This is a genomic window from Egbenema bharatensis FJBBOT/2019, assembly GCF_048077055.1.
GTDB lineage: Bacteria > Cyanobacteriota > Cyanobacteriia > Elainellales > Elainellaceae > Egbenema > Egbenema bharatensis.
In genome coordinates this window covers 3729303-3755588 of sequence record NZ_CP182236.1, presented here as the reverse complement: position 1 = coordinate 3755588, position 26286 = coordinate 3729303, and the positions used below count along the sequence as shown (strand labels likewise).

The 26286-nt window shown below is 50.0% G+C and carries 25 protein-coding genes; 12 read left to right on the top strand and 13 right to left on the bottom strand.

Annotated features, from left to right (window positions below; all coding sequences use genetic code 11):
- The first annotated feature begins 138 nt into the window (after positions 1–138).
- The 3 genes from purS to ACM1PF_RS17420 all read left to right on the top strand — a co-directional run bounded on the left by purS (position 139) and on the right by ACM1PF_RS17420 (position 2639).
- A complete protein-coding gene (purS, locus tag ACM1PF_RS17430) occupies positions 139–408 on the top strand; it encodes a phosphoribosylformylglycinamidine synthase subunit PurS (protein WP_416665675.1) in 270 nt (89 codons plus the stop codon).
- 84 nt (positions 409–492) lie between these two features.
- On the top strand, positions 493–1743 hold the full coding sequence (locus tag ACM1PF_RS17425; RefSeq protein ID WP_416676706.1) for a cysteine desulfurase-like protein: 1251 nt from the start codon (positions 493–495) through the stop codon (positions 1741–1743).
- A 17-nt stretch (positions 1744–1760) separates the two neighbouring features.
- Positions 1761–2639 (top strand): Rpn family recombination-promoting nuclease/putative transposase, encoded by an 879-nt coding sequence (locus tag ACM1PF_RS17420; protein WP_416676525.1) that lies wholly within the window; start codon positions 1761–1763, stop codon positions 2637–2639.
- A gap of 57 nt (positions 2640–2696) precedes the next feature.
- On the opposite strand, the gene ACM1PF_RS17415 is transcribed toward ACM1PF_RS17420, so the two are convergent.
- Positions 2697–3647, bottom strand: a complete 951-nt coding sequence (locus tag ACM1PF_RS17415; RefSeq protein WP_416676524.1) for an alpha/beta fold hydrolase — start codon at positions 3645–3647, stop codon at positions 2697–2699.
- Positions 3648–3863: 216 nt separating this feature from the next.
- Between ACM1PF_RS17415 and ACM1PF_RS17410 the strand changes: the two genes are divergently transcribed.
- The 3 genes from ACM1PF_RS17410 to ACM1PF_RS17400 all read left to right on the top strand — a co-directional run bounded on the left by ACM1PF_RS17410 (position 3864) and on the right by ACM1PF_RS17400 (position 6204).
- Entirely contained in the window at positions 3864–4274 is a 411-nt protein-coding gene (locus tag ACM1PF_RS17410; protein ID WP_416676523.1) for an ArsR/SmtB family transcription factor, read from the top strand.
- 446 nt (positions 4275–4720) lie between these two features.
- On the top strand, positions 4721–5425 hold the full coding sequence (locus ACM1PF_RS17405) for an MBL fold metallo-hydrolase (protein ID WP_416676522.1): 705 nt from the start codon (positions 4721–4723) through the stop codon (positions 5423–5425).
- Positions 5425–6204, top strand: coding sequence for a sulfite exporter TauE/SafE family protein (locus tag ACM1PF_RS17400; protein ID WP_416676521.1), 780 nt, complete (start codon positions 5425–5427; stop codon positions 6202–6204). Before ACM1PF_RS17405 ends, ACM1PF_RS17400 begins: the two co-directional genes overlap by 1 nt.
- A gap of 23 nt (positions 6205–6227) precedes the next feature.
- On the opposite strand, the gene ACM1PF_RS17395 is transcribed toward ACM1PF_RS17400, so the two are convergent.
- Together ACM1PF_RS17395 and psbA are read right to left on the bottom strand one after the other, a co-directional pair.
- Entirely contained in the window at positions 6228–7388 is a 1161-nt protein-coding gene (locus ACM1PF_RS17395; protein WP_416668968.1) for an ISH3 family transposase, read from the bottom strand.
- Positions 7389–7517: 129 nt separating this feature from the next.
- Positions 7518–8609 (bottom strand): photosystem II q(b) protein, encoded by a 1092-nt coding sequence (gene psbA / locus ACM1PF_RS17390; RefSeq protein ID WP_416676520.1) that lies wholly within the window; start codon positions 8607–8609, stop codon positions 7518–7520.
- Positions 8610–8764: 155 nt separating this feature from the next.
- On the opposite strand from psbA, the gene hetL reads away from it, so the two are divergent.
- Positions 8765–9487, top strand: coding sequence for a heterocyst differentiation pentapeptide repeat protein HetL (hetL, locus tag ACM1PF_RS17385; RefSeq protein WP_416676519.1), 723 nt, complete (start codon positions 8765–8767; stop codon positions 9485–9487).
- 132 nt (positions 9488–9619) lie between these two features.
- Positions 9620–10033 (top strand): hypothetical protein, encoded by a 414-nt coding sequence (locus ACM1PF_RS17380; RefSeq protein WP_416676518.1) that lies wholly within the window; start codon positions 9620–9622, stop codon positions 10031–10033.
- A 116-nt stretch (positions 10034–10149) separates the two neighbouring features.
- On the opposite strand, the gene ACM1PF_RS17375 is transcribed toward ACM1PF_RS17380, so the two are convergent.
- From ACM1PF_RS17375 to chlP, 3 genes are all read right to left on the bottom strand, one after another.
- Positions 10150–11031 (bottom strand): zinc metalloprotease HtpX, encoded by an 882-nt coding sequence (locus ACM1PF_RS17375; protein ID WP_416676517.1) that lies wholly within the window; start codon positions 11029–11031, stop codon positions 10150–10152.
- Positions 11032–11226: 195 nt separating this feature from the next.
- Entirely contained in the window at positions 11227–12120 is an 894-nt protein-coding gene (locus ACM1PF_RS17370; protein WP_416676516.1) for an Rpn family recombination-promoting nuclease/putative transposase, read from the bottom strand.
- A 183-nt stretch (positions 12121–12303) separates the two neighbouring features.
- The gene (gene chlP / locus ACM1PF_RS17365) at positions 12304–13527 is read right to left on the bottom strand and encodes a geranylgeranyl reductase (protein WP_416676515.1); all 1224 of its coding nucleotides are present in this window, start codon (positions 13525–13527) and stop codon (positions 12304–12306) included.
- Between the two features lie 352 nt (positions 13528–13879).
- Here chlP and ACM1PF_RS17360 point away from each other — a divergent pair, with 352 nt between their 5' ends.
- Positions 13880–14989: an EI24 domain-containing protein gene (locus ACM1PF_RS17360; RefSeq protein WP_416676514.1), complete on the top strand. Its 1110-nt coding sequence runs from the start codon at positions 13880–13882 to the stop codon at positions 14987–14989.
- Between the two features lie 196 nt (positions 14990–15185).
- Here the strand turns inward: ACM1PF_RS17360 and ACM1PF_RS17355 are convergent, their stop codons facing one another.
- On the bottom strand, positions 15186–16169 hold the full coding sequence (locus tag ACM1PF_RS17355; protein ID WP_416676513.1) for an alpha-ketoacid dehydrogenase subunit beta: 984 nt from the start codon (positions 16167–16169) through the stop codon (positions 15186–15188).
- A gap of 424 nt (positions 16170–16593) precedes the next feature.
- Between ACM1PF_RS17355 and ACM1PF_RS17350 the strand changes: the two genes are divergently transcribed.
- The gene (locus tag ACM1PF_RS17350; RefSeq protein WP_416676512.1) at positions 16594–17529 is read left to right on the top strand and encodes a peptidoglycan recognition protein family protein; all 936 of its coding nucleotides are present in this window, start codon (positions 16594–16596) and stop codon (positions 17527–17529) included.
- A 292-nt stretch (positions 17530–17821) separates the two neighbouring features.
- Here the strand turns inward: ACM1PF_RS17350 and guaA are convergent, their stop codons facing one another.
- Both guaA and cbiD read right to left on the bottom strand, forming a co-directional pair.
- Positions 17822–19390, bottom strand: coding sequence for a glutamine-hydrolyzing GMP synthase (gene guaA / locus ACM1PF_RS17345; RefSeq protein ID WP_416676704.1), 1569 nt, complete (start codon positions 19388–19390; stop codon positions 17822–17824).
- 160 nt (positions 19391–19550) lie between these two features.
- Entirely contained in the window at positions 19551–20723 is a 1173-nt protein-coding gene (gene cbiD / locus ACM1PF_RS17340; RefSeq protein WP_416676511.1) for a cobalt-precorrin-5B (C(1))-methyltransferase CbiD, read from the bottom strand.
- A 379-nt stretch (positions 20724–21102) separates the two neighbouring features.
- Here cbiD and moaA point away from each other — a divergent pair, with 379 nt between their 5' ends.
- Positions 21103–22092: a GTP 3',8-cyclase MoaA gene (gene moaA / locus ACM1PF_RS17335; RefSeq protein ID WP_416676510.1), complete on the top strand. Its 990-nt coding sequence runs from the start codon at positions 21103–21105 to the stop codon at positions 22090–22092.
- A gap of 176 nt (positions 22093–22268) precedes the next feature.
- Here the strand turns inward: moaA and rpsD are convergent, their stop codons facing one another.
- Positions 22269–22883, bottom strand: coding sequence for a 30S ribosomal protein S4 (rpsD, locus tag ACM1PF_RS17330; RefSeq protein ID WP_416676509.1), 615 nt, complete (start codon positions 22881–22883; stop codon positions 22269–22271).
- A 391-nt stretch (positions 22884–23274) separates the two neighbouring features.
- On the opposite strand from rpsD, the gene ACM1PF_RS17325 reads away from it, so the two are divergent.
- On the top strand, positions 23275–23493 hold the full coding sequence (locus tag ACM1PF_RS17325) for a DUF4327 family protein (RefSeq protein ID WP_416676701.1): 219 nt from the start codon (positions 23275–23277) through the stop codon (positions 23491–23493).
- Between the two features lie 316 nt (positions 23494–23809).
- Here the strand turns inward: ACM1PF_RS17325 and ACM1PF_RS17320 are convergent, their stop codons facing one another.
- The 3 genes from ACM1PF_RS17320 to ACM1PF_RS17310 all read right to left on the bottom strand — a co-directional run bounded on the left by ACM1PF_RS17320 (position 23810) and on the right by ACM1PF_RS17310 (position 26128).
- Complete coding sequence (locus ACM1PF_RS17320) at positions 23810–23953, bottom strand: hypothetical protein (RefSeq protein ID WP_416676508.1); 144 nt, start codon at positions 23951–23953, stop codon at positions 23810–23812.
- Positions 23954–24042: 89 nt separating this feature from the next.
- Positions 24043–25989 carry a serine/threonine phosphatase gene (locus tag ACM1PF_RS17315; RefSeq protein WP_416676507.1) on the bottom strand — a complete coding sequence of 649 codons (1947 nt, stop codon included), beginning with the start codon at positions 25987–25989 and terminating at the stop codon, positions 24043–24045.
- Positions 25961–26128, bottom strand: coding sequence for a hypothetical protein (locus tag ACM1PF_RS17310; RefSeq protein WP_416676506.1), 168 nt, complete (start codon positions 26126–26128; stop codon positions 25961–25963). The genes ACM1PF_RS17315 and ACM1PF_RS17310 overlap by 29 nt, the downstream gene beginning before the upstream one ends.
- Positions 26129–26286: the final 158 nt, after the last annotated feature.

Sequence of the window (26286 nt, the reverse complement as noted above, 5' to 3'; positions counted from 1 at the left end):
TGTTCATTCTGAGCCAGACTTCACACAACCCAATGCAGAGGGTATGATTGCCCACGCTCAAAGGAATCCAGGCTTTAATGAACGATCGGCCGTCAACTCCTCTAAAATAACGATGGTAATTTATTCTCGTTAAACGCCGTGACCCGGATTTATCAAGCCCGCATTTATGTAACGCTACGACCTTCCGTCCTTGATCCGGCTGGAACTGCTGTACAGTCTGGCTTGCAACACATGGGCTATGACAATGTGGAGCAGGTACGTATTGGTAAATACATAGAGTTGAACCTGAAGGCGGATGATGAAGCGACGGCCCAGCAACAGCTCGATCGGATGTGCGATCAACTTCTGGCTAATCCGGTGATCGAAAACTATCGATTTGAGCTGGTGGAAGTGGAAGCGCTGGTTTAGGGACAGTTTAAGTCGCAACTTAACTGGGTGGACTGGGCGGGCAGGATGCCCACCCCACAAGAATGTTTAAGGATACTCGCATTAATGACGATCGCTGCAACTCAACCCCTCCAACTGGATTATGTACGCCAACAGTTCCCAGCACTGGCAGGGGATTGGGTGTTTTTTGATAATGCAGGTGGGTCGCAAATCCTGAAACCCGTAGTTGATCGCATGGGTGATTATCTCTTCACCTCAAATGTGCAACTGGGAGCTTCCTATGGCGTGTCGCAGTTAGCGGGCGATCGGGTTTTACAAGCCAGGGAAACCGTTGCGACGCTCATGAATGCAGCGGATTCAACGGAAGTGGTGATGGGGGGATCAACTTCTCTGCTACTTCGTCTTCTTTCCCTCTGCCTCAGCCGTCTCTGGAGTCCGGGAGATGAAGTGATTGTGACCAATACCGATCACGAGGCTAACATTAGCCCCTGGATGGATTGGACCCGGCAGGGAATTCAGGTCAAAATCTGGCAAGTCAATCCTGAAACCTTAAATCTGCATCTGGAAGATCTGGAACCCTTGCTGACCGCCCGCACCCGACTGGTTGCCCTGACCCATACCTCCAACATTCTGGGAACCATTAACCCAATCCGCCCGATCGCTGATTTGGTTCACAACTATGGTGCGCTGGTTTGTGTCGATGGGGTGGGTTACGCCGCTCATCGCCTGGTGGATGTACAAGCCCTGGATGTGGATTTCTACGCCTACAGCTTTTACAAAACCTATGGCCCTCACTATGCAGTGCTCTACGGTAAGCGGGAACACTGGCAAACAATTCCTGGCATTAACCATTACTTTATTGGCGAAACCGAAATTCCCTACAAGTTTCAACCGGGAAATGTGAATTATGAGTTGAGCTATGGAATGTTGGGATTACAGGATTACCTGTACGAATTGGCGAGACTTCATTACGGGGAGATGCTTGCTCCGGATCAGCGTGGACAGTTACAGCAAGCCTTTCGCCTGATCAGTGCCCATGAAGAAGTTCTGAGCGATCGCCTCCTGTGCTACCTGAACAGTCAACCCAGGGTTCGCATCATCGGTTCTCCTGAGTCCGATCGAATCCAGCGAGTTCCCACAATTTCTTTTGTGCTCGATGGGGTAGACAGTGCTACAATCCCGCCCCAGCTCGATCCCCATCACATCGCCATTCGCTACGGTGATTTTTATGCCAAGCGATTAATTCAGGATCTAGACCTGACCCAGCAAAACGGCGTAGTACGGGTCAGCATGGTGCACTACAACACAGTGGCAGAAGTCGATCGGTTGATTGATTGCCTTGAACCAATTTTTTAGGAAGTTGTTTAAGTTTAATGTTCGATAATGTTTGTAAGTTTTTGGCGGAATCCTTTTCCGCCGATTTCGCCCAGTGGTTGCTGGGTGTACCCATCACTCTGACAGAACTCAGTCCTTCCGAACTCTCCCTGGAACCCATCCGCGCCGATGCGTTGATTTTACTGGAATCCAATGACACCATCTTGCACATCGAGTTTCAAACCCAGCCCAGTGCTGACATCCCTTTTCGGATGATTGACTACCGCTTGCGGGTGTATCGGCGATTTCCCCAAAAACAAATGCATCAGGTTGTTGTCTACCTGTGCGAAACCCAATCTACCCAGGTTTTACAAAATCGGTTTTCCATCCCTGGAACCCATCATGAGTTTGAAGTTATTCGGCTTTGGGAACAGCCTGCTGATCAGTTTCTGCAAAATCCAGGACTTCTACCTTTTGCGACCTTGTCCCGAACTAGCGATCGGGCATTGTTACTTCAGCAAGTTGCCCAAAAAATTGACCAAATTGCGAATGCTAGAGTTCAAAGTAATGTGGCTGCATCTACAGCAGTATTAGCCGGTTTAGTATTAGAAAGAAGCCTTATTCAACGGGTTCTACGGAGAGAAATTATGCAGGAATCAGTGATTTATCAAGAGTGGCGGGCGGAAGCATTGGCAGAGGGCAGAGCAGAGGGCAGAGCAGAGGGCAGAGCAGAGGGCAGAGCAGAGGGTTTGCAGCGTGAACGCGATTTGGTGGTGCGTCAACTCACCCGTCGTTTAGGAAGCTTGTCCCCTGATCTGACTCAAAAAATTCTGGATTTGCCGATCGAAGCTATTGAAACCCTCGGAGAAGCCCTACTCGATTTCTCCGATCCTAACGATCTAGTGTTATGGCTAGAGCAACACGCTTTGCATCGTTAATTTGGGCTAAATTTTATGATTTTATCCTCATCTGTGTCTCTCTAGATTTATGTCTCTCTAGTTGACTGTTCCCTGTCCTTCCTGAAGGCACTGATGCAGCAAACCTGCGACAACCCCAGGAGTTTCCAGGTGGGGCAACACTCCCACCTCCGGAATGATCCAGAGGCGTTTAATAAATTGCGGGTTGAAGCTAGCTAGCCGTTGACCCAACTGGGGCGGCCCAAACCGTGACTTCGCACCCCACACCAGCCAGGTGGGAATTTGTAATTGGCTAACGTATCGTTCCAAGTCAAAGCATAGATCGCCCCGTAGGGAAGAGAGGGCAGCGTATTCAGCATTAGACTGCTGGGCAGAAGCCAGGTAAGCCGCCACGATTTCTGGGGTAAGGCGCGATCGATCGGCAAACAGAAAATTCTCCAGAAAGTTCCGCACGGCAAATTCATTGGCAGCCCCCAGACTGTAGAGGAGGCGATCGACTCCGGGAATGCTAGCCACCTGAGCCGCAATTCCCCGACCGTAATCTGCCTCAGATTCTCCATAACCTGCCGGACAAACCAGGAATAACTGTTTGAATAACTCTGGGCGCTGGATCGCCAAGCGTACGGTTAATCCAGCCGTCAGGGAGGACGCTACGACCACCGCAGGCTGCCCCAGCCAATCCAACAGTTCAAACAACGTCAACATATAGTCATCGGGACGGTAGCTGCGTTCTGGATGGGTGGACTGTCCCCAGCCAATCAAATCGGGAGCAATCACGTCATAGCTGGCAGCAAAAGCAGGATATACCTTTGACCATTCGTAGGCAGAGGAGCCGCCCCCCAGGCTGTGTAAAAAGACGAGGGGAGGGAGGGTTGTTTTGTCCTGAGCGAACCACTCCGCAGTATCAGGCTTTTCGCTGGGGGAAGGGGACGATCGCCAGGGAGTCGAAATGGGAGTGTAGTAGGCCATCACGCCAAGAGAGGTGTGGAACACTCGTTGTCCGAAGCCTGGGGGTTGAAACTTGAGCATGGTGCAAGGGGCAATGGGTTCAGGTAAATCGATAAGCCGGGAGGTTTTTGTACGCTGATGCTTGGTGAAATCTCTCCTGGTTATACCACTTAAACCCATATCCGACCTCCTGATTCCGGAGCTTTTCATTGACTCATCCAGGCGATTGTATGGCAATCTACTACCACTTGGTAATATAATAATAGACGTACCAGCTAGATGGATGGAATGCCCTATATGCCTAATAAACCCCTCCAAAAGTCTGTTGCGGTTCTGGAACCAACTTCATCCGAGTGTGGCATTTCCAAATTATCTCCTGAAGCCCTAGGGTTAATGGCAAGCTTCTTCAAAGTTTTATCAGAGGTGAGTCGGCTGCAAATTGTCTGTTCTCTAAAAACAGGCGCAAAGAATGTCACTGAAATTATTGAAGAAACTGGACTGGGGCAAGCCAATGTCTCGAAGCATCTGAAAATACTGACTCAGGCAGGTGTGGTGGCGCGGGAACAGCGGGGTGTCTGCGTTTACTATCAAATTGCTAATCCATTTTTGTTTGAACTGTGTGATTTAGTTTGCGATGCCTTGTCTGTGCAGGTTGAACAGCAAAGCCAGCAACTACAGCAGTTGTCTACCTTACGTCAGAACCGATAGGCGTTACGTCAGGAATTGTTCAAACTTCCATTGATTGTCGATCGAAACTGTGCGTTCGATCGTATTTTGCGTATTTCATCCCGCTCAAGCCGATTCAGGTAAACGGCGAGTAAAACCCATTGCATTGGCTCGCCGCTTTTTTATGCAAATATATTACTATTTGGCAATATGGTTAACTTATTTAAAGAAAGGATAAAAACCCACTGCATCGCTTGACTAATTTCTGATAGTGCATCATATTACTATATAGTAATTTAGTTTATAGGCGAACGCTTAGTTTTATCCATGCTGCGAGGTTCTGATGTTGTGGTTGTCAGCTATTGAAATTGTTCTCTGTTCTGGTGGTTGCAGCCATTCCATGATGCAGAGAACGGGTTATGGCAGAGAACGGGTTATGGCAGAGAACGGGACGATCGCATGGCTGATCTTTTTTTGAGGTAAAAACAATGCTATTTCGTCAAATGTTTGATCAAGAAACCTGGACGTATACCTACCTGGTTGCTGACCTGAATACCAAAGAAGCTGCATTGATTGACCCTGTGATTGAACAGGTGGAACGAGATTTCAAACTGTTGCATGAGTTGGGACTGACGCTGAAATACTGTTTGGAAACCCATGTCCACGCCGATCATGTTACGGGTACCGGTAAACTGCGCGAACTCACGCACTGTCAAGGAATTGTTCCGGTTAATGCTCAGGTGGCTTGCGCTGATCATTTGATTCAGCATGGTGAGGTTTTACAAGTTGGGGCAATTGCAATCCGGGCGATCGCAACTCCAGGTCATACCGACAGCCACATGGCGTACTTAGTCAATGGCGATCGCGTGCTCACCGGCGATGCATTGTTCATTCGTGGCTGCGGTCGAACAGATTTCCAAAGTGGTGATGCGGGGGTGCTTTACGATTCGATCACACAAACTCTGTTTACCCTGCTGGATGATACGCTGGTTTATCCTGGGCACGATTATCGCGGGCATACCGTATCGACGATTGGGGAAGAAAAGCAGTGGAATCCTCGCCTGGTCGGGCGCACGCGGGAGCAGTTCATTGAGCTGATGAATCATCTAAACCTGCCCAATCCTCAGAAAATTATGGAAGCGGTGCCTGCGAATGAGCGATGCGGTAACGTGCTGATTGCCCAGAAAAACTAATGGTAACTGCGATTCTGGGGCATTTGCTCGCAATTTGTATTGGTGTTAGTTTGGGGCTGGTGGGGGGTGGCGGCTCTGTTCTGGCGGCTCCTGTCTTAATCTATATCATGGCTGTCCCTGCCAAGTCAGCCTTTGCCATGACATTGGTGATTGTCGGATTTGCCAGCCTGATTGGGGCAATTCCTCACTGGCAACAGGGGAATATTAACCTGGGGATTGTTGCCCTATTTTCACCTGCCGCTATGCTGGGGGCTTACTTAGGAGCCAGGTTTGCCTCATTGCCGTTTATCACTCCTACCGCGCAACTCGTGACCTTTGGTGTAATGATGCTCCTGGCATCAATGAGCATGATTCGCAAAAGCTCCAAACCCTCTAATGCTTGTCTTGATCAAGTAGATAAACTTTCCCACCAGACGAGGTTTCCCAAGCATTTACTGATTCCTCTGGAAGGATTGGGAGTGGGTGCATTAACTGGATTTGTTGGCATTGGTGGGGGATTTCTTGTCATTCCTGCACTGGTGCTGCTGGGCGGTATTCCGATGAAGGAAGCGGTGGGTACTTCTCTGGTGATTTTGACCTTAAAGTCAGCGACCGGATTGGCTGGCTATTGGGGCCATGTCACTATTCAGTGGGGCTTACTCATTTCCTTCACGATCGCATCCTGTATCGGTATCCTGATCGGTACTTATCTCAATCAGTTTATTACTGCAAAACAACTGGAGAAGGGCTTTGGATACTTTATTCTAGTAGTAGCAATTTTTGTTCTGATTAAGCGATAAAGCAGATTCAGTAGATCGCAAATTCATTCTAGAGAGGGTAAATAGATGGCTGTGATGACTGGGAAATGTCGCTCGACAGCCTGAGAGAGAAACTCCAACATGGTCTTGAGACTAAAGAGTTCTCGGTAAACGACCCGTCCTCCTCGTTGAGTACGGCTCACAAAGAACCAGAGCAAATACACCCAGAGATTGACCAAAATAAACGCCAGAGCCACAAACAGCAAACGGGTGACTGGATTCTTGCTCGTGGTGCGGATACGGCACCCATTTTTCATCCTGTAGCTGGTCTCGATACCGAAACGGTCTTTGTAATGCTGATGCATCTGCTCCAAAGCAACCCTCACACGATGCAGCACGTATAGGGTGTATTGGATACCATGTTTCCCTTTGAACCCTTTGTAATAGCTGCAAATCACCCGCATCTGACAGGTAACTGAACCATATTGAGGGCTGTTGAGGGTATAACGGGTGGCATAACTTTTGCGCCCAATCAACAACTGGCGAGTACCTCCACGTTTGCCTCGAATTACCGCAGGCATGAGAAACGGAATATTGAGAGCTTTGAGCCAACGAATGACTGGTACACTATAGAACCCACGGTCAAGATAAAGCCGTTTGACGCGGACTCGTAAGGGAGTCAGCATGGCTAATAAATAAGTGATGGTTGCAACCAATGTTTCATGCCGATGCACGGCATGAATACCCAAAGTAACCCGTTTGTTACGACAAATCACATAGACGGTGGCATAGGCAAAGAACGAAGTCGTGCCTGCCTTAGCTTGAGAGCGGTAGATGTAAGGCTCAGTGGCGACGTTCACACTGCCGTAATAGGGAATCAGATGGAGGTCAATGGCAATACGATGCTTGCCCTTACGAATTTTTGGGGGGATGCGGCTTTGCAGAGCGGCATTGAGTTGAGATTCCAGAGTTGTGATATCGTCTAACTTATCGAGATGATAGCGAATGCTATTGCCACTGGGTACGCCCTCCAATCGTTGTGTTGTGTGTTCAATGCTATCGCTGCGACTGGCGGCCCGTAGCAAAATCTCAAACAGATCTTGGAGTGTGTATCCACCTTGCATGTCCAGGGATAAGTGTTCCAATAGGCAGTCGAGGGCTACCTCCAACGTCGCTTCATCCGTCAAAGCTGGAGCAGGCGATAATGAACTTGGGTAGATCGTCATGGCTTTGTTTTAATGCGTTTAGCCTGACCCTACCCCTTTCCTAGAGAATTTGCGATCTACTGAGATTGAATGAAGAAATGCGCCCCCGGAGAGGCGCATTCGTATAAGGAAAGGAGGTTTATAACAAAGTTAGGCAGCTTTGCTGGCGATCGCAGGAGTTGTCCAAGCGATCGACTGATCTGCTCCAAAGGCTAAGTCAAGAGGGAAGTTGTGGGCATTGCGTTCGTGCATCACTTCAATTCCCAGATTGGCTCGATTCAGGACATCTGCCCAGGTGGGAATCGTATGTCCTGCGCTATCCAAAATGGAACTGTTGAAGTTAAACCCGTTCAGGTTAAACGACATCGTACTAATCCCCAATGCCGCAAACCAAATTCCGATGACGGGCCAGGCTGCAAGAAAGAAGTGTAGCGATCGGGAGTTATTAAAGCTGGCGTATTGGAAGATCAAGCGGCCAAAATATCCATGCGCTGCCACAATGTTGTAGGTTTCTTCTTCCTGCCCAAACTTGTAGCCATAATTTTGAGATTCCGTTTCAGAGGTTTCTCTGACCAGGGAAGAAGTCACCAGAGAACCATGCATGGCACTGAATAACGCTCCACCAAACACGCCCGCAACTCCTAGCATATGGAACGGATGCATGAGGATATTATGTTCGGGCGAAAAAACGATCATGAAGTTGAATGTTCCAGAGATGCCCAGCATCATGCCATCGGAAAAGCTACCTTGACCGATCGGATAGATTAACAACACTGCTGTTGCTGCCGCCGCAGGTGCAGAGAATGCCACTGGAATCCACGGCCGCATTCCCAGCCGATAGCTTAATTCCCATTGCCGACCCATGTAGGCATAGACGGCAATTAAGAAATGCAAAACGATGAGTTCATAGGGGCCACCGTTGTAAAGCCATTCATCTAGAGTTGCAGCTTCCCAAATCGGATAAAAGTGCAAGCCAATAGCGGCGGAAGGCGGAACAACGGTTGCTGTAATAATGTTGTTTCCAGCGAGTAAGGAACCGTAAACGGGTTCTCGAATTCCATCAATGTCTACGGGAGGAGCAGCCACAAAGGCAATAGCAAAGACGATCGCTGCGGTCAATGCGGTAGGAATGAGTAATACTCCAAACCAGCCGACATACAGCCGATTTTCGATGCTGGTAATCCAATCGCACAACCGCTCCCAGGCATTCGTTGTGGATTTTCGTTCTAATAAAGAGGTCATAATTCCAATCCTCAGTTTGTGAGGCGATAGGAGGTGTAACAACGTCAAACCAGCAAAGTCTGACAATATCAATTTATAACTTTTTAGTTATATGGTCGTCAAGAAGTTTTCCTGGAATCTTGTAAAATTCTGATTAGATCAAAAACTGGATTGATATGAGCCACAAAGTTGTCGATGATCTTTTAGAGCAATACATCCAAGGAATCCGTGCCTTTAAGGGAATTAACCTCCGTGAACGCGATCTGCTGAATGTTCAATTACCGGAGGTGAACCTGAGTCGGGCTGATCTGCGCCAAAGCCGGTTGGGTAAAACCAACTTCAGTCAGTCCAACTTTGTAGAAGCTGATCTGAGTGAAGCCATTCTTTGGGGAACGAATTTAACAAAAGCGGATTTATCCCACGCCACGTTACGGGAAGCAGACTTGAGTGGGGCAATCCTGACTGATGCTCAATTCGTTGAAGCGAATCTGGTGAAGGCTAGTTTCTCTGGATCAAATTTGTCTGGTGCCAGGCTCGATCGCGCGCTATTAATCGAAGCAGATTTGCGCTCCAGCTCGGATCAACCCACCAATCTCAGCTATGCCAGCCTGCGGGGCACAAACCTGTCCTATGCCCATTTGGGCGGTGCATTATTTTATCGCGCCAACCTGGAGGGAGCTAAACTCTGTCGGGCGGTGTTGATTCTGCGATCGAGTCAATCCCCTGGGGCAACGGATTTAACAGAAGCGAACCTGCAAGGAGCCGACCTGAGCTATGCCAATTTGAGTGGCGTGATTTTACATCGAGCTAATCTTCGTGGAGCCGATCTGAGTGGAGCCATTCTGAATCAGGCTGACCTGAAAGGCGCAACCCTACCGGATGGTTCCATCCATGAATAATCCACCCTGAAAACTGTTGGAGCGAGTTGATTTAGAGTAGGTGTTGATAGGAAGCCTTGTGATCGAACCGTTCCCCATTGGCGGTATACTCAACACCATCTCCCTGCGATCGATTCTCTTTTGAGTTGCCCTATGCAATTTGGCCCCGGATTTCTCCCCACCTTCCTTTATTACTTCACTGGCGCAACGATCATCTTCACCCTGCTGGCAGTCAAGGGATTAGGGCTAGGGCTAGATACGGGAATTCCCACTCAACTTGGTATTGTGAGCGGTTTAATTGCCGGAGGGGTTGGAACCTACTTGAACCAAACCACCACCTTTTCCATTCAATTCCGCGATCGCAAAAAGTTTCTCAAGGAGTTGGAAGCATCCCTGAACGAATTGGGCTATGGGCAAACTTTGGAAGTAGACGGAATTCAAATCTATGAGCGATCGAGCGTTCGCAAGGTGCTCTCTGGTAGGATCTACATCCAGCTTGAAGGCACCCAGGTCACGATCGCGGGACGGGCTGCCAGTATGCGCCGATTGCAGAAAGCTTTAGGATAGGACAATCCTGCAGTTGTTAAAGCAATCCTCATAATTTTCTCAATTCAGCCAAATTGATACGAACGACACCCCCAAGCAGCCTGAATCCCGGCTTGAAAATACTAACCTGAATACAATTACAACTCTGAAGAGCCAGGAATAATTGGTTTTCTGCCCAACTCCTGCTCAATCTGCAACAAGTTTTCAATTCGCGCCTGTGTCGGAGGATGGGTTGAAAACAAACTGCCCATGAATTGTCCAGACACAGAATTAATAATCAACAACGGCTCAAAGGATGGGTTGGCATTCAACGGTGCTCGTTGTGCTCCCGCCTGAAGCTTTTGCAATGCACTGGCTAAGGCCCGAGGATTACCCGTCATTCGGGCTGCCCCTGCATCGGCCGCAAACTCACGGGTGCGAGAAATCGCCATCTGGACAACCGTTGCTGCCACAGGTGCGAGAAAAATCGCCAGTAATAGTCCAATCGGATTGCCGCCGTTCTGCCGATTGCGAGAACCGCCAAACATCATGCCGTACTGCATCACTCGCGCAAAGTACGTAATTGCCCCAGCGATCGTGGCAGCAACCGCCTGAGTCAACGTATCCCGGTTTTTGACATGACTGAGTTCATGGGCTAAAACTCCCTCTAATTCCTGTTCATTCAACAGACCAACAATTCCCTGAGTCACTGCAACCGCTGCATTTTGAGGATTGCGTCCTGTTGCAAAGGCATTTGCCCCCTGGCTCGGAACGACATATAACCTGGGCATCGGTAGGTTCGCCCGCTGACAGAGTCGCTCAACCATTTCGTAAATCTTGGGAGCTTGCTCTCGGCTAATGGGCTGGGCCCGGTAGGCAGCCAGGGCAATTTTGTCTGAAGAAAACCAGGAAACAAAGTTGGTTACAGCGGCGATCGCCAACCCAATGAGCGCACCCCCTGATCCACCCAGCCAATACCCAATCCCAACTAAGATGCCACTGAGTAATCCCAGCAACGCAACGGTTTTAATCTGGTTCATCGGTTGAATTCCTTTTATATGAAGCTAATCATAAAGTTGCTCTGAGCGATCGCCCTTCAGAGACTCTAGAAAGAGCCAATGGTAAAGCCATCGCAAGCATCTATTTTTCACTCAAATTCTACCGAGTTCCATCTGATTCTCAAATGGCAAATGCTTGTCGTAGCGGTACGGATTCACCTACTGGGTCAGTGGTAACTAAACGTTGTTTAACCAGGACTCTAAATCAGCGATCGACTGAAAATCTAACAATGCCTCTGCCAATGATTCAACTTGAGCAATTGAAAGTTCTGCAATCCGAGCTTCAAAGGGCTGCACCGACTCGCCAAACCGACGATTCAATAACCGCCAAGTCAGCGATCGTCCTTCTTCTTGCCGACCTTCTTGGCGACCTTCTTGGCGACCTTCTTGGCGACCTTCTTGGCGACCTTCTTCTCGACCTTCTTCCTTAAGTTCCTGATACAACCGTGTTTCCTTGAGCGAAATTCCTAACATTTCTTCTGCCTCCCTTTGGCTCAGATTTGAGAACTTATACACCAGGATGGTGGTAATCATCCCCATTATTGCGCGTCTTTCCTGCGGTGGTTCTTGACGGAAACGCGCTACCAGTAATCTGGCTGAATCTGGTGTATCCACCTCATCGATCGTGGTTAACTTCATCAACGCTACCCCCAACGGCAACTGTTCAATCTCGCCCAACTCGCTCAAATAAATCCGATGCACCTGTTCACTGGTTAACAACGCTCGATAGGGATGAGTCTCACTTTGCTCGGTGGCGCGATCGGAATAGATGATCACCGATTGCCAATCATTGAAGCGACTGCGGTTGCGGTAGAAATACAGAAACGATTCTCCAAACAGCCGCTCATAAAGCTGATCATCTTTCTGGAACTGCACCTCACAAAAATACACAACTCCAGGCGTTTCAGATTCCGGTGGCAAAAATACCCCATCGATTTCAAATTTAGGTTCCTTCACTGCAACCGAATCAAAGCGATACCTTTGAGCATTGGGCGGCGGTTCCTCCAACAGCTCGAACAACAGAGAGGGAGATTGCTGAAACAGAGCATAGAAAATAGAATCCCGTCGCATCAGTTATTTTCTAATCTCCTCGTTCTCTGTTTCAGGCTGATTCGGCTTCCCATTCTAAACCGATTTTTCAGAACAATTGTACTCCATCAGATCAAGAAATCATGAGAGCAAATGTTTGGGACAATAAAACAAAAGGTGGGCATTGCCCACCTACAAAATTCTAAAACTCGTTAGTTGTGCAGCCTACGGAGCAAGGGCATTGCCCCGCAGCAGACTGCCGATCGTCTTTGCCGTAATCTTCAACTGCACCAGCGGATTCGCCGGAACCACCGTCTTGTACAGGTAGCTATCAAACGTCAGCTTTTGCACATCAATGTCCGAGCACATTTCCACAAAGGCTTCGCGGGTCGCATCCGAACGATAGAACACCGTTTGCAGCAGATCCAGCACCTTGTAAGTCATGCCGTACATCTTGTCCCACCGCTTCAGGTACACCTTGAGGTCATCCTCCGTGGGAATCCGTTGACCGTTATTGGAAAACTCCACGATCGTCTCAGCACACATCCGGGCAGACTTCGCCGCAAAGTAAATCCCTTCGCCGGAAGACTTGGTCACGGTTCCAGCCGCATCACCCACCAGAGCCACCCGACCGACAACCCGACGCGGTCTGGGATGCTCAGGAATGGGATGGGCTTCCACCTTGATGATTTCGCCCCCTTCCAATCGCTTCGCCGCACGAGTCCGAATCCCCGCTTGCAAAGTCTTGATCAGCGACTTGTTCACCTTCATTGTGCCCGTTCCAACCGCCACATGGTCGTACTTGGGGAAAACCCAGGCGTAGAAGTCAGGAGAAACATCATCTCCCACATACATCTCCGCCAGATCTTCGTAGTACGCCATCTTGTCTTCCGGTAGCCGAATCCGCTCCTGGAAGGCGATCGCGTAGTTATAATCTCCCGCATCGATCGCTTTGGCAACCCGCGAGTTGGCTCCATCTGCCCCAATCACCAAATCCACTTGCAGGGTCTTGGCTTCCCCTTCCAGGCTGCCGTCTGAATGATCGGCATAGTGCAGGGTATAGGGAGCAGTAGAACTAGAAGGAATCTCTAGCTTATGAACGGTTCCATTAATCAGCTTGGCACCGAGTTGAGCCGCCCGATTACGAAGAAATCCATCCAGGACTTCCCGACGGCACATGCCAATATATTCGTCTTCTTTTAAAGTGCTTCCAATATTGACTTCGATGTTCGACGGAGAGATCATCTTCATCTTCCGCACCCGGCGATCGATGATCTCAGGGGGAAGGTCAAACTCACTCACCATGCAGAGGGGAATCGCGCCACCACAAGGTTTAGCGTTGTCCAACTTCCGCTCGAATAAATACGTTTCAATTCCAGCTTTTGCTAATGTCTCGGCTGCGGAAGAGCCAGCCGGACCCGATCCAACGACAGCGACCCGTAGTGTCAAGGTATTCTCCTAGTCTCCTAAGGCTACGGATCGCATCGTATCACGGACATTCAGCCCTTTTTTACTTAGGACGGGTAGAATCCCTAGAATTGAAACAGAGCTTAATATTTTAGGGTGAGAATTGGGAAGGCTTGATGGTGAGGATAGAGAGAATCAACAGCTTTAGCTGTTTAGGAGCAGTTTCAGGAGCAGTTTCAAAGGACGGATATGCTTGAAGTATGACGATCGATCTTCAGAAATGCCGAGAACGTCGAGAGAACTTCCGGCAATGCGAACTGAATAATCTGGAATTCTTGTGGGGTGGGCATCTTACCCGCCCAGCCAGCAAAGTAAACAGGCAAATAGACAACAGATGAACCAGCAACCGATTTCTAAATTTGGGAAACCGATCGATCGTGGTTTAGGGAGCTTGATCGCTGGAGCAACCTATCCCTTGCGGGCGTTATGGCTACTGGTGAAAACCCCTCGACTGCGGGGTTATATTTTGATGCCAATTTTGGTGAACCTGATTTTGGGAGTGACCCTTTACGCAGGGTTGCTGTATTTGGGGTTTGGGGCGATCGATGCCCTATTGGCCAATTTGCCCGCCTGGACTGCTAAGGTACTGCATGAATCACCGGAACCTGCGGCATTGCTAAACGGAGTGGTTGCTTTACCCGCTTGGAGCTTTGCTTTACCGGACTGGCACTTCCCAGATTGGAGCTTACCTGATGGGTTCACCCACTGGCACTTACCCGACTGGATGTCCTTTCCCAGTTGGCACATCTCACTTCCCGATTGGCTCACCCACTGGTCAATCCCTCTCCCCACCTGGCTGACAGATTGGCACATTCAGTTTCCTAACTGGCGGCTGACAGTCCCCAATTGGATCTACAACTTGCCGAATTGGGGATTTGCTGTTCTGATTGGACTGTTGCGGGTCGTTCTTGTGTTGATTCTGCTTCTAATAACCGGATTTATCTTTTTACAGTTCGGAGTGTTGTTGGGTTCTCCCTGGTACGGCAAGCTGTCCGAGGAGATCGAAAAACTCAAAACGGGGCAAATGGTTCTGGTGGAAGTGCCCCTGCCGATCGAAATTAGCAGAGCCGTTTCCTACGAACTCAAAAAGCTAGGATTATCCATTGTCATTGGGATTCCGCTATTTTTGATCACGCTGATTGTTGGTGTGGGCACTGGCATCGGCACGATCGGTGGCATTAGCCTTGCCAGCACGATCGCCTGTATGGATTTCCTGGATGCAGCCGCAGAGCGTCGTCGTCCCAGCTTTCGTCAGAAACTCAACACTGTGTTTAACCACCTGCCTGCCAGTGGTTCGTTTGGGTTAGTCTGCCTGGGACTCGCCAGCATTCCCTTTGTTAATCTGCTGGCCATTCCAATCTGCGTCGCGGCAGGAACGCTGTTTTTTTGCGATCGAATTCTGCCAAGAGAAATTTCACCCGGAGAATTCAATCAAACAAACTGAAACGCTTGCAGGGTAAGCATCTTGCTCGCCCAATCAACTAAGCAGATAGACTAAAACTCTTGTGGGGTGGGCATCTTGCCCGCCCAGTCCATTAGGCAGATAGACTAAAACTCTTGTGGGGTGGGCATCCTGCCTGCCCAGTCAACCAGGCAGAACTCAACCAGATCGGCAACACCGATCCTTAAATCCACTGTCCCTAGACCCGCAACGCCACCATTTTCTGTACCGCTTCCACAATTTGCTGAGGCTGCACGATCGTCAGGTTCTCCAACATCCCGTTGTAGGGCGTAGGAATATCCTGGGAGGCTAACCGCAATACAGGTGCATCCAATTCATCAAAGAATCGATCGTTAATAGAAGCCGTCAATTCTGCACCAATCCCCCCCGATCGCATACATTCTTCGACAATGATCACCTTATGGGTTTTGGCGATCGACTCACCGATCGTGTCAAAGTCGAGGGGCTTGAGCGAGATCAGATCAATAATTTCTGGATCGTATCCCTGCTGGGTTAAAGTCTTCAGGGCCGCTAAACAGTGATGACGCATCCGCGAGTAGGTCAGAATCGTGACATCTTTTCCGCGCCGTACCATTTCCGCCTTGTCGAGAGGCAGCACGTACTCCTCATCCGGCAGGTCTTCCTTCAGGTTGTAGAGCAAGACGTGTTCAAAGAACAAGACTGGGTTATCATCCCGAATTGCTGCCTTCAGCAAGCCCTTGGCATTGTAAGGGGTAGAGCAAGCCACCAGTTTCAATCCAGGCACACCCTGGAAGTAGGCTTCTAACCGCTGGGAATGTTCTGCCCCAAGCTGCCGTCCCACACCACCAGGGCCACGAATCACCATCGGGATCTTATAGTTTCCCCCAGAGGTATAGCGCAGCATACCAGCGTTGTTAGCAATTTGGTTAAACGCCAGCAGCAAAAACCCCATGTTCATACCCTCAATAATGGGGCGAAGTCCAGTCATTGCTGCACCCACAGCCATCCCGGTAAAGCTGTTCTCGGCGATCGGGGTATCCAGAACGCGCAGATCCCCGTACTTTTTATAGAGATCCTTCGTCACCTTGTAGGAACCGCCATAATGCCCCACGTCTTCGCCCAGGACGAAAACAGTGGGATCGCGGCGCATTTCTTCATCGATCGCAGCACGGAGAGCGTTAAATAAAAGGGTTTCTGCCATTGATGGATAACCAGAGAACGAGGGGTAGCGTCTAAGAAATCATTGAATCGTTCAATCAAGTATATTAACTGTTAAGCGGTCACGATCAAAACTTCTCTGAATCAAAACCTGGCGGATAGTAATGCGTGATTTGATGAAGAGTTGAACAAGATCTTGAGAGATGGTCACTCTTTTTATTGAACCGCCCTTTGGCTGAAACAGCCCACAGTTCCCTGGTAGTGAGCTACGCCGCTCCACGTTCCTGAAAAATCATTAGAATCTCTGGGCAAAGAAATCCCTGGTAGGATGGCGTAGGGCTGGAAATAATTAAAAATAAATCGCTAAAAAAATCGCTAAAACAGAAGAAGAATGATGAGTCTGTAACCAATCGGACTTGATAGGAAGTGCAGTGCTAAGGGACGATAGTCCAAATTGGTGTGAGGGTATGAAATTCAACATTCGACCAACTGTTCAACCGACCATCCTGCGAATGCTGGCACTTGCCTTGGCAACCCTGATGGCTATCCTGGCGATCGGTGGAATTCGGGCGATCGCCAGAGTCCATACAGTCAGCGATTCAGAACCCGCCCAGGTGCAATCAGAGGAAACCGCATCGACGGATGCCATGCCGATGAATGAGTGGGACATCTCAGCTCCCAATGCTGGCTCTAAATCAACTCGGACTGAAACGAATTCCGCAACTGAATCTGATTCCCCTGCTCCAACCATTAGTGCAGACCCATCGACCGTTCATCCAACGGCTCCTGCCGCCTACCCGCAAGCAACCCTGGCCGTTGCGAACTATACCCCTCGTCAGGAAGCTGCTCCCGCTGATCCCACCAACTTTGGCGATCGCTATGCCACTGACATTTTTGGTAACGCCCTCAACAATGATTGGCTGATTGTGCTGCATGAAACCGTAGGAACGGCGGATGCAGCCATTCGGACATTTCAAACGCCCCATCCCAATGATGATGATCAGGTAAGCTATCACACGCTGATTCGCCTGGATGGCACGATCGTCTACATTGTTCCTCCGGAAAAGCGAGCCTACGGAGCGGGCAATTCTGCATTTATGACGGCGAATGGTTTAGAAACGGTCAGAACCGATCCCCGATTTCCCCCTTCAGTCAATAATTTTGCTTATCACATTTCCCTGGAAACCCCACCCACAGGCTACAACGACAACTACACCCACGGCGGCTACACCAGAGAACAGTACCAATCCCTCGCCTGGTTGATCGCCAAAACTCCCGTTCCCGACGATCGCATCACCACCCATGAAGCGGTCGATCAGTCTGGCTCTCGTATGGATCCCCGCAGTTTTGATGCCCAGCAGTTTTTTACCCTACTTCATGCCTATCCCGAAAGAGCAGGATAGGGGGGAGGAAGGACTGAGGACTGCTCCCAAGGTGTAAGGTGAAACCTGTAGAAGAGTCCGTAGAGCCAGAACAAACAACAACTCTTGTGGGGTGGGCATCTTGCCCGCCCAGTCTCCAACTCATAGAGGGAAATGGGGAGTAGGGAGTGGGGAGTGGGAAATTCCAATCATCTCTTGTGGGGTGGGCATCTTGCCCGCCCCGTCAACCAGGTAGAATGCCTGCACTAGAGATCATCGCCTGCTCTGCTCAACCCAGATTCCTACAGACTTCACCCACGCTCTGCGAACACTCTTACTCCCACTCGATCGTTCCAGGCGGCTTAGAGGTGACATCGTAGACGACGCGATTCACCCCTCGCACCTCATTGACGATGCGGTTGGAGATGGTTTCCAGCAAATCGTAGGGCACTCTAGCCCAATCAGCAGTCATGCCATCTTCACTGGTGACGAGCCGAAGGACGATCGGGTAGGCATAGGTGCGCTGATCACCCATGACTCCAACACTGCGAATCGGCAGTAGGACAGCAAATGCTTGCCAGAAGTCGTGGTAGATGCCTCGACGGTTGATTTCCTGACGGACAATGTAATCTGCATCCCGCAGGATTTCCAGCCGTTCAGAGGTCACGTCCCCTAAAATCCGAATCGCCAAACCTGGGCCAGGAAAAGGATGCCGTCGCACAATTTCTTCTGGTAAGCCGATCGATCGCCCGACCTTCCGCACTTCATCTTTGAATAGCTTTCGCAGGGGTTCCACCAGCTTAAACCGCAAATCCTTGGGCAACCCACCCACATTGTGATGGCTCTTAATCTTCACGGCCACTCGCTCGCCGGTTTTTGGATCAACATTGGTATCAGCCGATTCAATCACATCTGGATACAGCGTTCCCTGGGCTAGATAATCAAACGGCCCTAACCGCCGCGATTCTTCCTCAAAGACCTGAATAAACTCGTGCCCAATCCGCTTGCGCTTTTCCTCCGGATCCGTCACGCCCTCCAGTTTCTTCAGGAATCGTTCTTCCGCATCCACGTACTCCACTGGAATATGGAACTGTTCCCGAAACAGCTTCAGCAACCGCTCCGGTTCTCCCTTCCGCATGAAGCCCTGATCGATGAACATACAGGTGAGTTGGTCGCCGATCGCCCGATGCAGTAGGAAAGCCAGCGTTGAAGAGTCTACGCCACCCGACAGGGCCAGCAACACCCGCTTTTCCCCCACCTTGGCTCGAATTTCCCGGATCGTTTCTTCCACAAAGGCATCCGTCGTCCAGGTGGGTTCACAGTCGCAGATATGGTAGACGAAATTGCGGATCAGAGCCTGCCCCCCGATGGAGTGAACCACTTCAGGATGGAACTGCACACCGTATAGCTTGTGATCATGATGGGCGATCGCAGCACAGGGCGTATTTTCGGTATGGGCTAACAATTCAAACCCCACCGGAAGACGAGCCACCGAATCGCCGTGACTCATCCACATTGTGGTGCCGTCCTCCACATTCGTCAGCAGATCCGTGGGGTCATCAATATGCAGAGAGGCTTTACCATACTCGCCGCGTTCAGCCTGCTCTACTTCTCCCCCTAATTGCTGTACCATGAGCTGCATCCCGTAGCAGACCCCCAACACTGGGATACCCATCTCCCAGATCGCCGGGTCACAATGGGGCGCATTCGTGTCATAGACGGAATTGGGGCCGCCCGATAGAATAATCCCCCGGGGATTCAGTTGACGCAATTGCTCAACAGTGGTGCGGTAGGAAAGCACTTCAGAATAGACTTGCGTTTCACGAATTCGCCGAGCAATCAACTCTGAATACTGGGAACCAAAGTCCAGAATGATGATCATCTGGCGTTGCAGTTGGCTCATGGAAGAGGTGTGGGGAGGTTGTTCAGTTTGGAGAGTCACCGCTGCATCCTAGTTTGAGACGGAAGTAAATGAACCAAAATAGCTTAAGTAGCCGAATTTAAGCACAGCCAACTTAAACGAATATAAAAAACTTAATAATTGCTAAGGTATTCTAATCAGATTAGCAAATTTGAGAGAGCATCTGAGTGGCTATTTCACTTTGAATCACGATTTGCCGATGGCGATCGAACAGGACAGAACCGACCCGAACGGAACGATCGCTATGGATCTGGATGTACCCCTGAGCGCGCTGGTCAATCTGTTGAGCGATCGAATTATAAATTTGCTCAACCCAGTTTCCATCTATTTTGGCATCCAATGTTCGTAAATGACCTAATGCCGCTTCAGCCGTTGGGCTGGTCAAGATTTTCTGAATATCAGACGTGGGTAATCCCAATTTGGCACAGTGGGCAGCTAAAATTTCCTGCCGTCCATCCGCAACATGATGATGGGTATGAAAAATGCCCCCAGCGAGTTTAATCAACTTGCCATGATAACCAAACAGCAAGATAGACTCGACCCCCTGCAAGCCTGCCTCCACCAGCATGGAACCCAGCCAGTTTGCCGTTTTGAGCAAGCGATCGGGAGAAATCCCCAACCGTTGAGCCAAGTCCAGCCCATTCTCACCCACACAAAACACCAACCCGTCATACCAGTCTCGTCGCTGGCGCAATTCTTGGCGATAGAGTTCCAACTGTCCGGGCGCACTCAAGGGTTGGGCAATGCCCGATGTCCCCAGCAAAGAGAGTCCTTCCACGACACCGAATGCCGCATTAGAAGTCCGCTCTGCCAACGATCGCCCTTCCGGTAAGATGATGCTCACCTGAATGCGCCTTCCGGCAGGCAACCATCGACGGAGATTCTCTGTGATTAATCGCTGGGCATAGGCATAGATAGCGGGGTGATCGACAGCGGGGTGATCGACAGCGGGGTGATCAGCCGCATTCACCAATCGGCCAACTCCTTCTCCACCCTGAAGCTGAATATCATTCAACCCCCCGTTCTGAGTTTCTGCTACAGCCCATTCCACCACAGCCCAGATTGGCGTATGGCGAGTCAAATCCAGATTATCCCCCGGATCGCTGCGAGTAATTGCCAGGGCGGAAGAGGAACTCAGACGAGCCACCTGTTCGATCGGAATCTCCACCGTTTCAGGCGGGTTTAACAAATCAACCGCAACAGAGGGCAAAGCCGACAAATCCTCCGCCAGCCACCGCAACGCTGCGATCGCCGAAGCACAGGCAAATACAGGCAATGTATATCCAGAACGGGGGCGAAAATCTGATGTCGTCAAAGTTACAGATCAAAGGAAACGATTTCTTCAATGATAGGACTGCTAAGAGATCTGAAATAAAACGGCATCCCAATTTTTGCAAAATCGGCTGTAAAGGTGCAGGGATCTGCAATCAAATCGCATCCCAATTTTTGCAAAATCGGCTGTAAGGGTGCACAGCAGTGCGCCCCTACCGGATACGTTATTTTTCCGCATACCCCTAACCTCCCTAAACCATTGGCGAAATCCGATCATCCCCCCGACCATCTCCTATCCTTCTAACCCACCAACCTTTACCCCAGTTCGATAAGATCAGTACCAACTCCTGCTCTGCCTGTGCGGGCGAATCTCGATTCGCCCCTACTCCCCACTCCCCGATCCCTATTCCCCCCCCTTGCCCGTGTCCCCCACCATTGACTACCTCCGCATTAGCCTGATCGATCGCTGCAACTTTCGCTGCCAGTACTGTATGCCGGAAGGAGCGGATTTAGCCTATGTTCTACAGCAAGATATTCTGACCCACGATGAGCTGCTCGTGCTGCTGCAAGAGGTATTCATTCCCTGTGGCTTTACGCGATTTCGGCTGACGGGGGGTGAACCTTTGTTGCGTCCTGATGTAGTGGAAATTGTTCGATCGATCGCTTCCCTACCCCAAACTCAGGACTTATCCATGACCACCAACGGGTTCCGGCTCGCTGACTTAGCCGAGGATCTATACAGTGCGGGATTAAATCGGATCAACATCAGTCTGGATTCCCTGGAACCAGAAACCTTCGATCGAATCATCGGCAATCGGGGTCGTTCGCGCTGGGAACAGGTATGGGCGGGAATTCAGGCAGCGTATCAGGTGGGCTTTAATCCCTTGAAGTTAAATGTTGTGGTAATACCGGGTGTCAATGATCATGAAGTGTTGAACTTAGCTGCATTGAGCCTGGAGCGGGAATGGCATATTCGGTTTATTGAATTCATGCCCATCGGCAATGCAGGACTGTTTACCGACAAAGGTTGGCTGGATTCTGAAACCCTGCGGCAACAAATCCGCGATCGTTGGGGGTTGACTGAAGGGCAAGTCCGAGGCAATGGGCCGGCGGATGTGTTTCAAATTCCGGGAGCCAAAGGGACGATCGGCTTCATTAGCCAAATGTCAGAATGCTTTTGCGATCGGTGTAACCGGATGCGACTCTCCGCCGACGGTTGGCTGCGCCCCTGTTTGCTGAACGAAACCGGACAAATTGACCTGAAAACAGCCCTGCGAAGTGGAAAGCCCCTTGCATCAATTCATACCCAGGTTCAGGAACTCCTCGCCCTTAAACCAGAAATCAACTTCAAAATGCGAGATTCCGGCACCACCGGAGCCTACTCCCGCACCATGTCTCAAATTGGCGGTTAAGCACAACCGTTAACGCCTATCCGTTAGTTCGAGGACTCATCAACCTTGAGATTAGCCAGTTTTAACCCATCCGTTGCCAAAAAATATGCCCCCTGACTGACGGAATCAGAGGACAGTATGAGAAAACTTTGATGATTTCGAGATCGCACCGCAGCCGCGCAGATGCAACCAAAAACTTAAAGTTTGCGGGAGTAATACTCAACCACAAGTAGTTCGTTGACCTGGAGTGCAACCCACTCTCGATCGACGACACCATTCACTTTGCCTTCCAGCTTGTTTTTGTCAAATTCCAGATGGCTCGGTAGGTGCGCTAGTCCAGGAAATTGTAGGTTCGTCTCAACTAGCTTCCGAGAGCGGTTATCTTCACTTTGCCGAACGCCGATCACATCGCCGGGTTTGCATTGATAGCTCGGAATGTTCACAACGCGGCCATTCACCGTGATATGACCATGATTCACGAGTTGCCTGGATCCTGGAATGGTTGGAGCCATCCCCATCCGGAAAACCGTATTGTCCAGGCGCATTTCCAGGAGTTGAAGCAGAACTTGCCCAGTCGAACCAGCGGCACGACGAGCCTTTCTCACATAACGAATCAATTGGCGTTCCGAAACACCATAGTTAAAGCGGAGTTTTTGCTTTTCTTCAAGTCGAATGGCATACTCAGACCGCTTTTTCCGAGCCTGACCATGTTGACCGGGTGGATACGCCCGTCTGGGAGTTTTGCGAGACAGTCCGGGCAATTCACCCAAACGCCGCACTACTCTGAGGCGGGGACCTCGATATCGAGACATCTAGCTTCCTCAACTAAAATAAACTTACCCAAAGTCACAATTTTAAGTCATGGTAAACCGATTCCGCAATAGCTAAACTTTGAAAATGTGGAAACCCGTACCTGTATTACGGTAATCTTTACTGCCGGGAGCAGATAGCTGATAACCTGAATTCCCGGGTCAAGCGGTTCCTTTATCAGTATTTTTAATAGTCTGCCCGTTCAGGAAACATGACCCGTTCAGAACTGTCTTCATGTGTTAGCATAGGCAACTAGAAGTGAAAAATCTCTTCCCTGATTTGGTGAAGCGGTGTAGAAGCCTCACACAGAAAGCGGTTCTTCAATCAGGGTCGTAGGTGCAAGATCTGGCAGAATTAGTAAAACTTGAATACCTGTTTATGACTGAAAGTGTTATGAGCCAGCGGGTTGTTCATCCGATGGAAAAGCTTCAGCGTCAAGTGAATTCGCTTGTCGAATCTAAAGTTCTCAAGCCTTCCGATCGGATTTGGAAAATTGCTTTCCTCTACGGTGATGATTGGTCGCACTGGAAACGTGAACTCGAAGATTTCGAGTTCACCATGCAAGATACCATCGGCGATCTACTTGCTGTAGAAACCTGGGATGACGAGTAACGCAACTGCTAACGGTTGCTTCAAAGTTTCCATCGCAGGCATCTTGTCTGTGTGCCCCAGTTTTAATGGTTTAGTGAGTTAGAGTAGCGCAGGTATCTTGCCTGCATTCAGAATGTCAACTGAATAATCTGGAATTCCTGTGGGGTGGTCATCTTGCCCGCCCAGTCAGCAAAGTAAAAGCTTTTCGGATTGGGCGAGGTCTTCTCGCCCCCCTCTAGGTTCACCTGGTGTGGAGGGCAACTCTCCTATTCATCGGCAAGCGATCGCCGGGACTCACCGTCCCGCTGATGAATTGAATGTGCCCTCACCAGAGAACCTAGCGAGGGTTAGCCTGACTCAGATTGGGTCGAACCCTGACGCGGATGCCGATCGCCGTAATATTGTCGTGCCCATTAAACTGATTGGCTAACTCAATCAGATTATGTATCCCCTGTTCCAGGTTGGTTTGAACATCTAGCATAGAGTCTAAATAGCTTCTGTGCTTGTCAGCTTCCAACAAATCGTTATCCGTTACCCCATCGGAGCACAGCAATAGCAGCGCATCCTCGTTCAATTCAAAAAAGCTGACATCAGGATTGATAAATCCTTCATCTCTGGGGCAAGGGCTTGGGTGAGTTGGTAGGCATCGGGGCGCGCATAGGCGATCGTCGGTTCAACGCCGCGCTGAATTTCCCGTTGTCCGACTTCATGATCCACCGTGAGTTGTTCCAGTCCTCGTCTGCGGCTCAATCGATACAGGCGGCTGTCTCCCACATGGGCTATGGCCACATCTGCGTTGTGGAGCAGCAACAGCACGAGCGTCGTTCCCATCCGACCACTCCCCATCCGGGAATTCGTTTGGTTTTGGTCGTAAATTGCCTGGTTCGCTAAGTAAATTGCTTCTCGAATACTTTGCTCATTAGGCAGCGAGTCCTGCCAATGTTCCTCAAAATATTTGCGCAGGGTTTCCACTGCCAACGCACTCGCAACTTCGCCCCCTGCATGCCCTCCCATTCCATCACAGAGAATATATAATCCCTTCGCCTGAACGACCCGCTCCTGGGATTCATCTAGCTTCTTGGTTTCCACCCGCTTCACTTCCGTCTGGATGTAGAAGGAATCTTCGTTGTGATCTCGTTGCCGTCCAGTGATGGTTCGTCCTGCATCGTCAATGCTAATCAACTGCATTGGCAACACGATCGTCGGTTGATCATCCCCATCACCCATGAGGGACTCACTCAAATCGGTTGATTGTCCATCGTTTTCCCCGATCTCTTCCAGGGCGATCGAGGATGCCGCATCCGGCTCTTCAGCCGTGAAAGCAGTGGTCGATGAATTGGTTTCAAGGGTAGATGGCTCGACGAGATGCTGTAAACGCTCAGCAACTTTTTCAATGCGCAACCGTAATTCATCCACAGAGGATAAAGTGCCACTTTCCAAATCGCGGCAGAGCAAAAATAAATCACCGGGTTGGGTGCGCTGAGACTGCTCAAACAGTTTTTGCCATACTGAACCTAAATGACTGAGCGTCGGCAAAGCCTCTGGGGCATCTGTGTAAAGCCGTCGCAGGCACAGGACACAATCCTCTGGATCAATCTGCAAGTTATCCAGCTTTAACAAACTCTGGCATTGATGGTATGGCTGCAAAACAGCCCAGTATTCCACCATTTCGTGTAGCCAATACAGAATTTGCAGGGGCAAAATGGTTTCATCCTGGCAAATATCAACCAGCAGGGGCAGGTTTACGGGATGTTTAAGCAGCGTTATGCTGTAGCCATCCTGCTCCCAGGCATCGTGGAGTTCTGGCAGGCGCAGGGATGGATAGGTTTGTTGAAGCTCCAGGTAGGGACGGGCGTGATGGGGAATGGCAGCGGGATGAATCGGTGGCTCGATCGCATCTACCGACGGTTCTTGTTGGTAATTAAGGTTCTGGAATACCGTTGCCTGTAGGGGCTGATGATCTAAAACGTGAATTTCAAATTCCTGGACATCCGATCGCAATTCCGGTAGAGGATTCAACAGTTGATAGCGACCCTTCTGGTCAAGGTAGCCGTTCTCCATTGGCTCCTCCGGTTCTATCGCTTCCTCTGGTTTAACCTGAGCTGCGATTGGGGATGGGCAGTCAGCATCAGGTTGTCCCACCGCCTGGTTCAATTCCCCCATCTCGGTAATTTGATCCACACCTGCGATCGGGCCTTCTACCAGGGCTTCTGTTTCTGCTTCTGCCGTCATTGCCGCTGGTGCAACCGGGGGAGCAGCAGGATCCCCTGGCGAGGCTTCCTCCGGCTGTGGGTTGATTTGCTGTGCAGCACTGATTTGTCGTGCAACAATGCCCAGGCGAATTTGATCGTTGGGAAAGTCGTATTCACCAGTTGACTCATTCTTTTCGGCAGGAGCAGCCATCTGTAACGGTTGTTCCTGGGTAGGGGAAACTTCTCCCGTTAAAACACCACCACACTGTTGGCAAAACTTGTTGGTGTCTGGATTTTCAAATTGGCAGTGGGGACAAACAAGCATCTGGAACTTCCTTTTTTCCCATCGTCAGGACGAGGACATCAGCATCGTTTTGGCAGTGCATCAGGTTGAGGGCTAAACCGTAGGACAGAGCTTGAGCCTGGAGTCTGCTAAAGTAACCCGTAATGAAGTAACCTGTCATCAATTTCTCCATTGGTTACATCATAGATTTGCCAAGCTGAATTGAACATAGTTCTATTCAGAGTACCCAAAGTTTATAGGGAACTTGCAGTGCGCTGAGTCACTGCAAAGGCTGAACTGGGAATGCTGGGGCGGATAATGTTGGCTCTGGACTGTCTC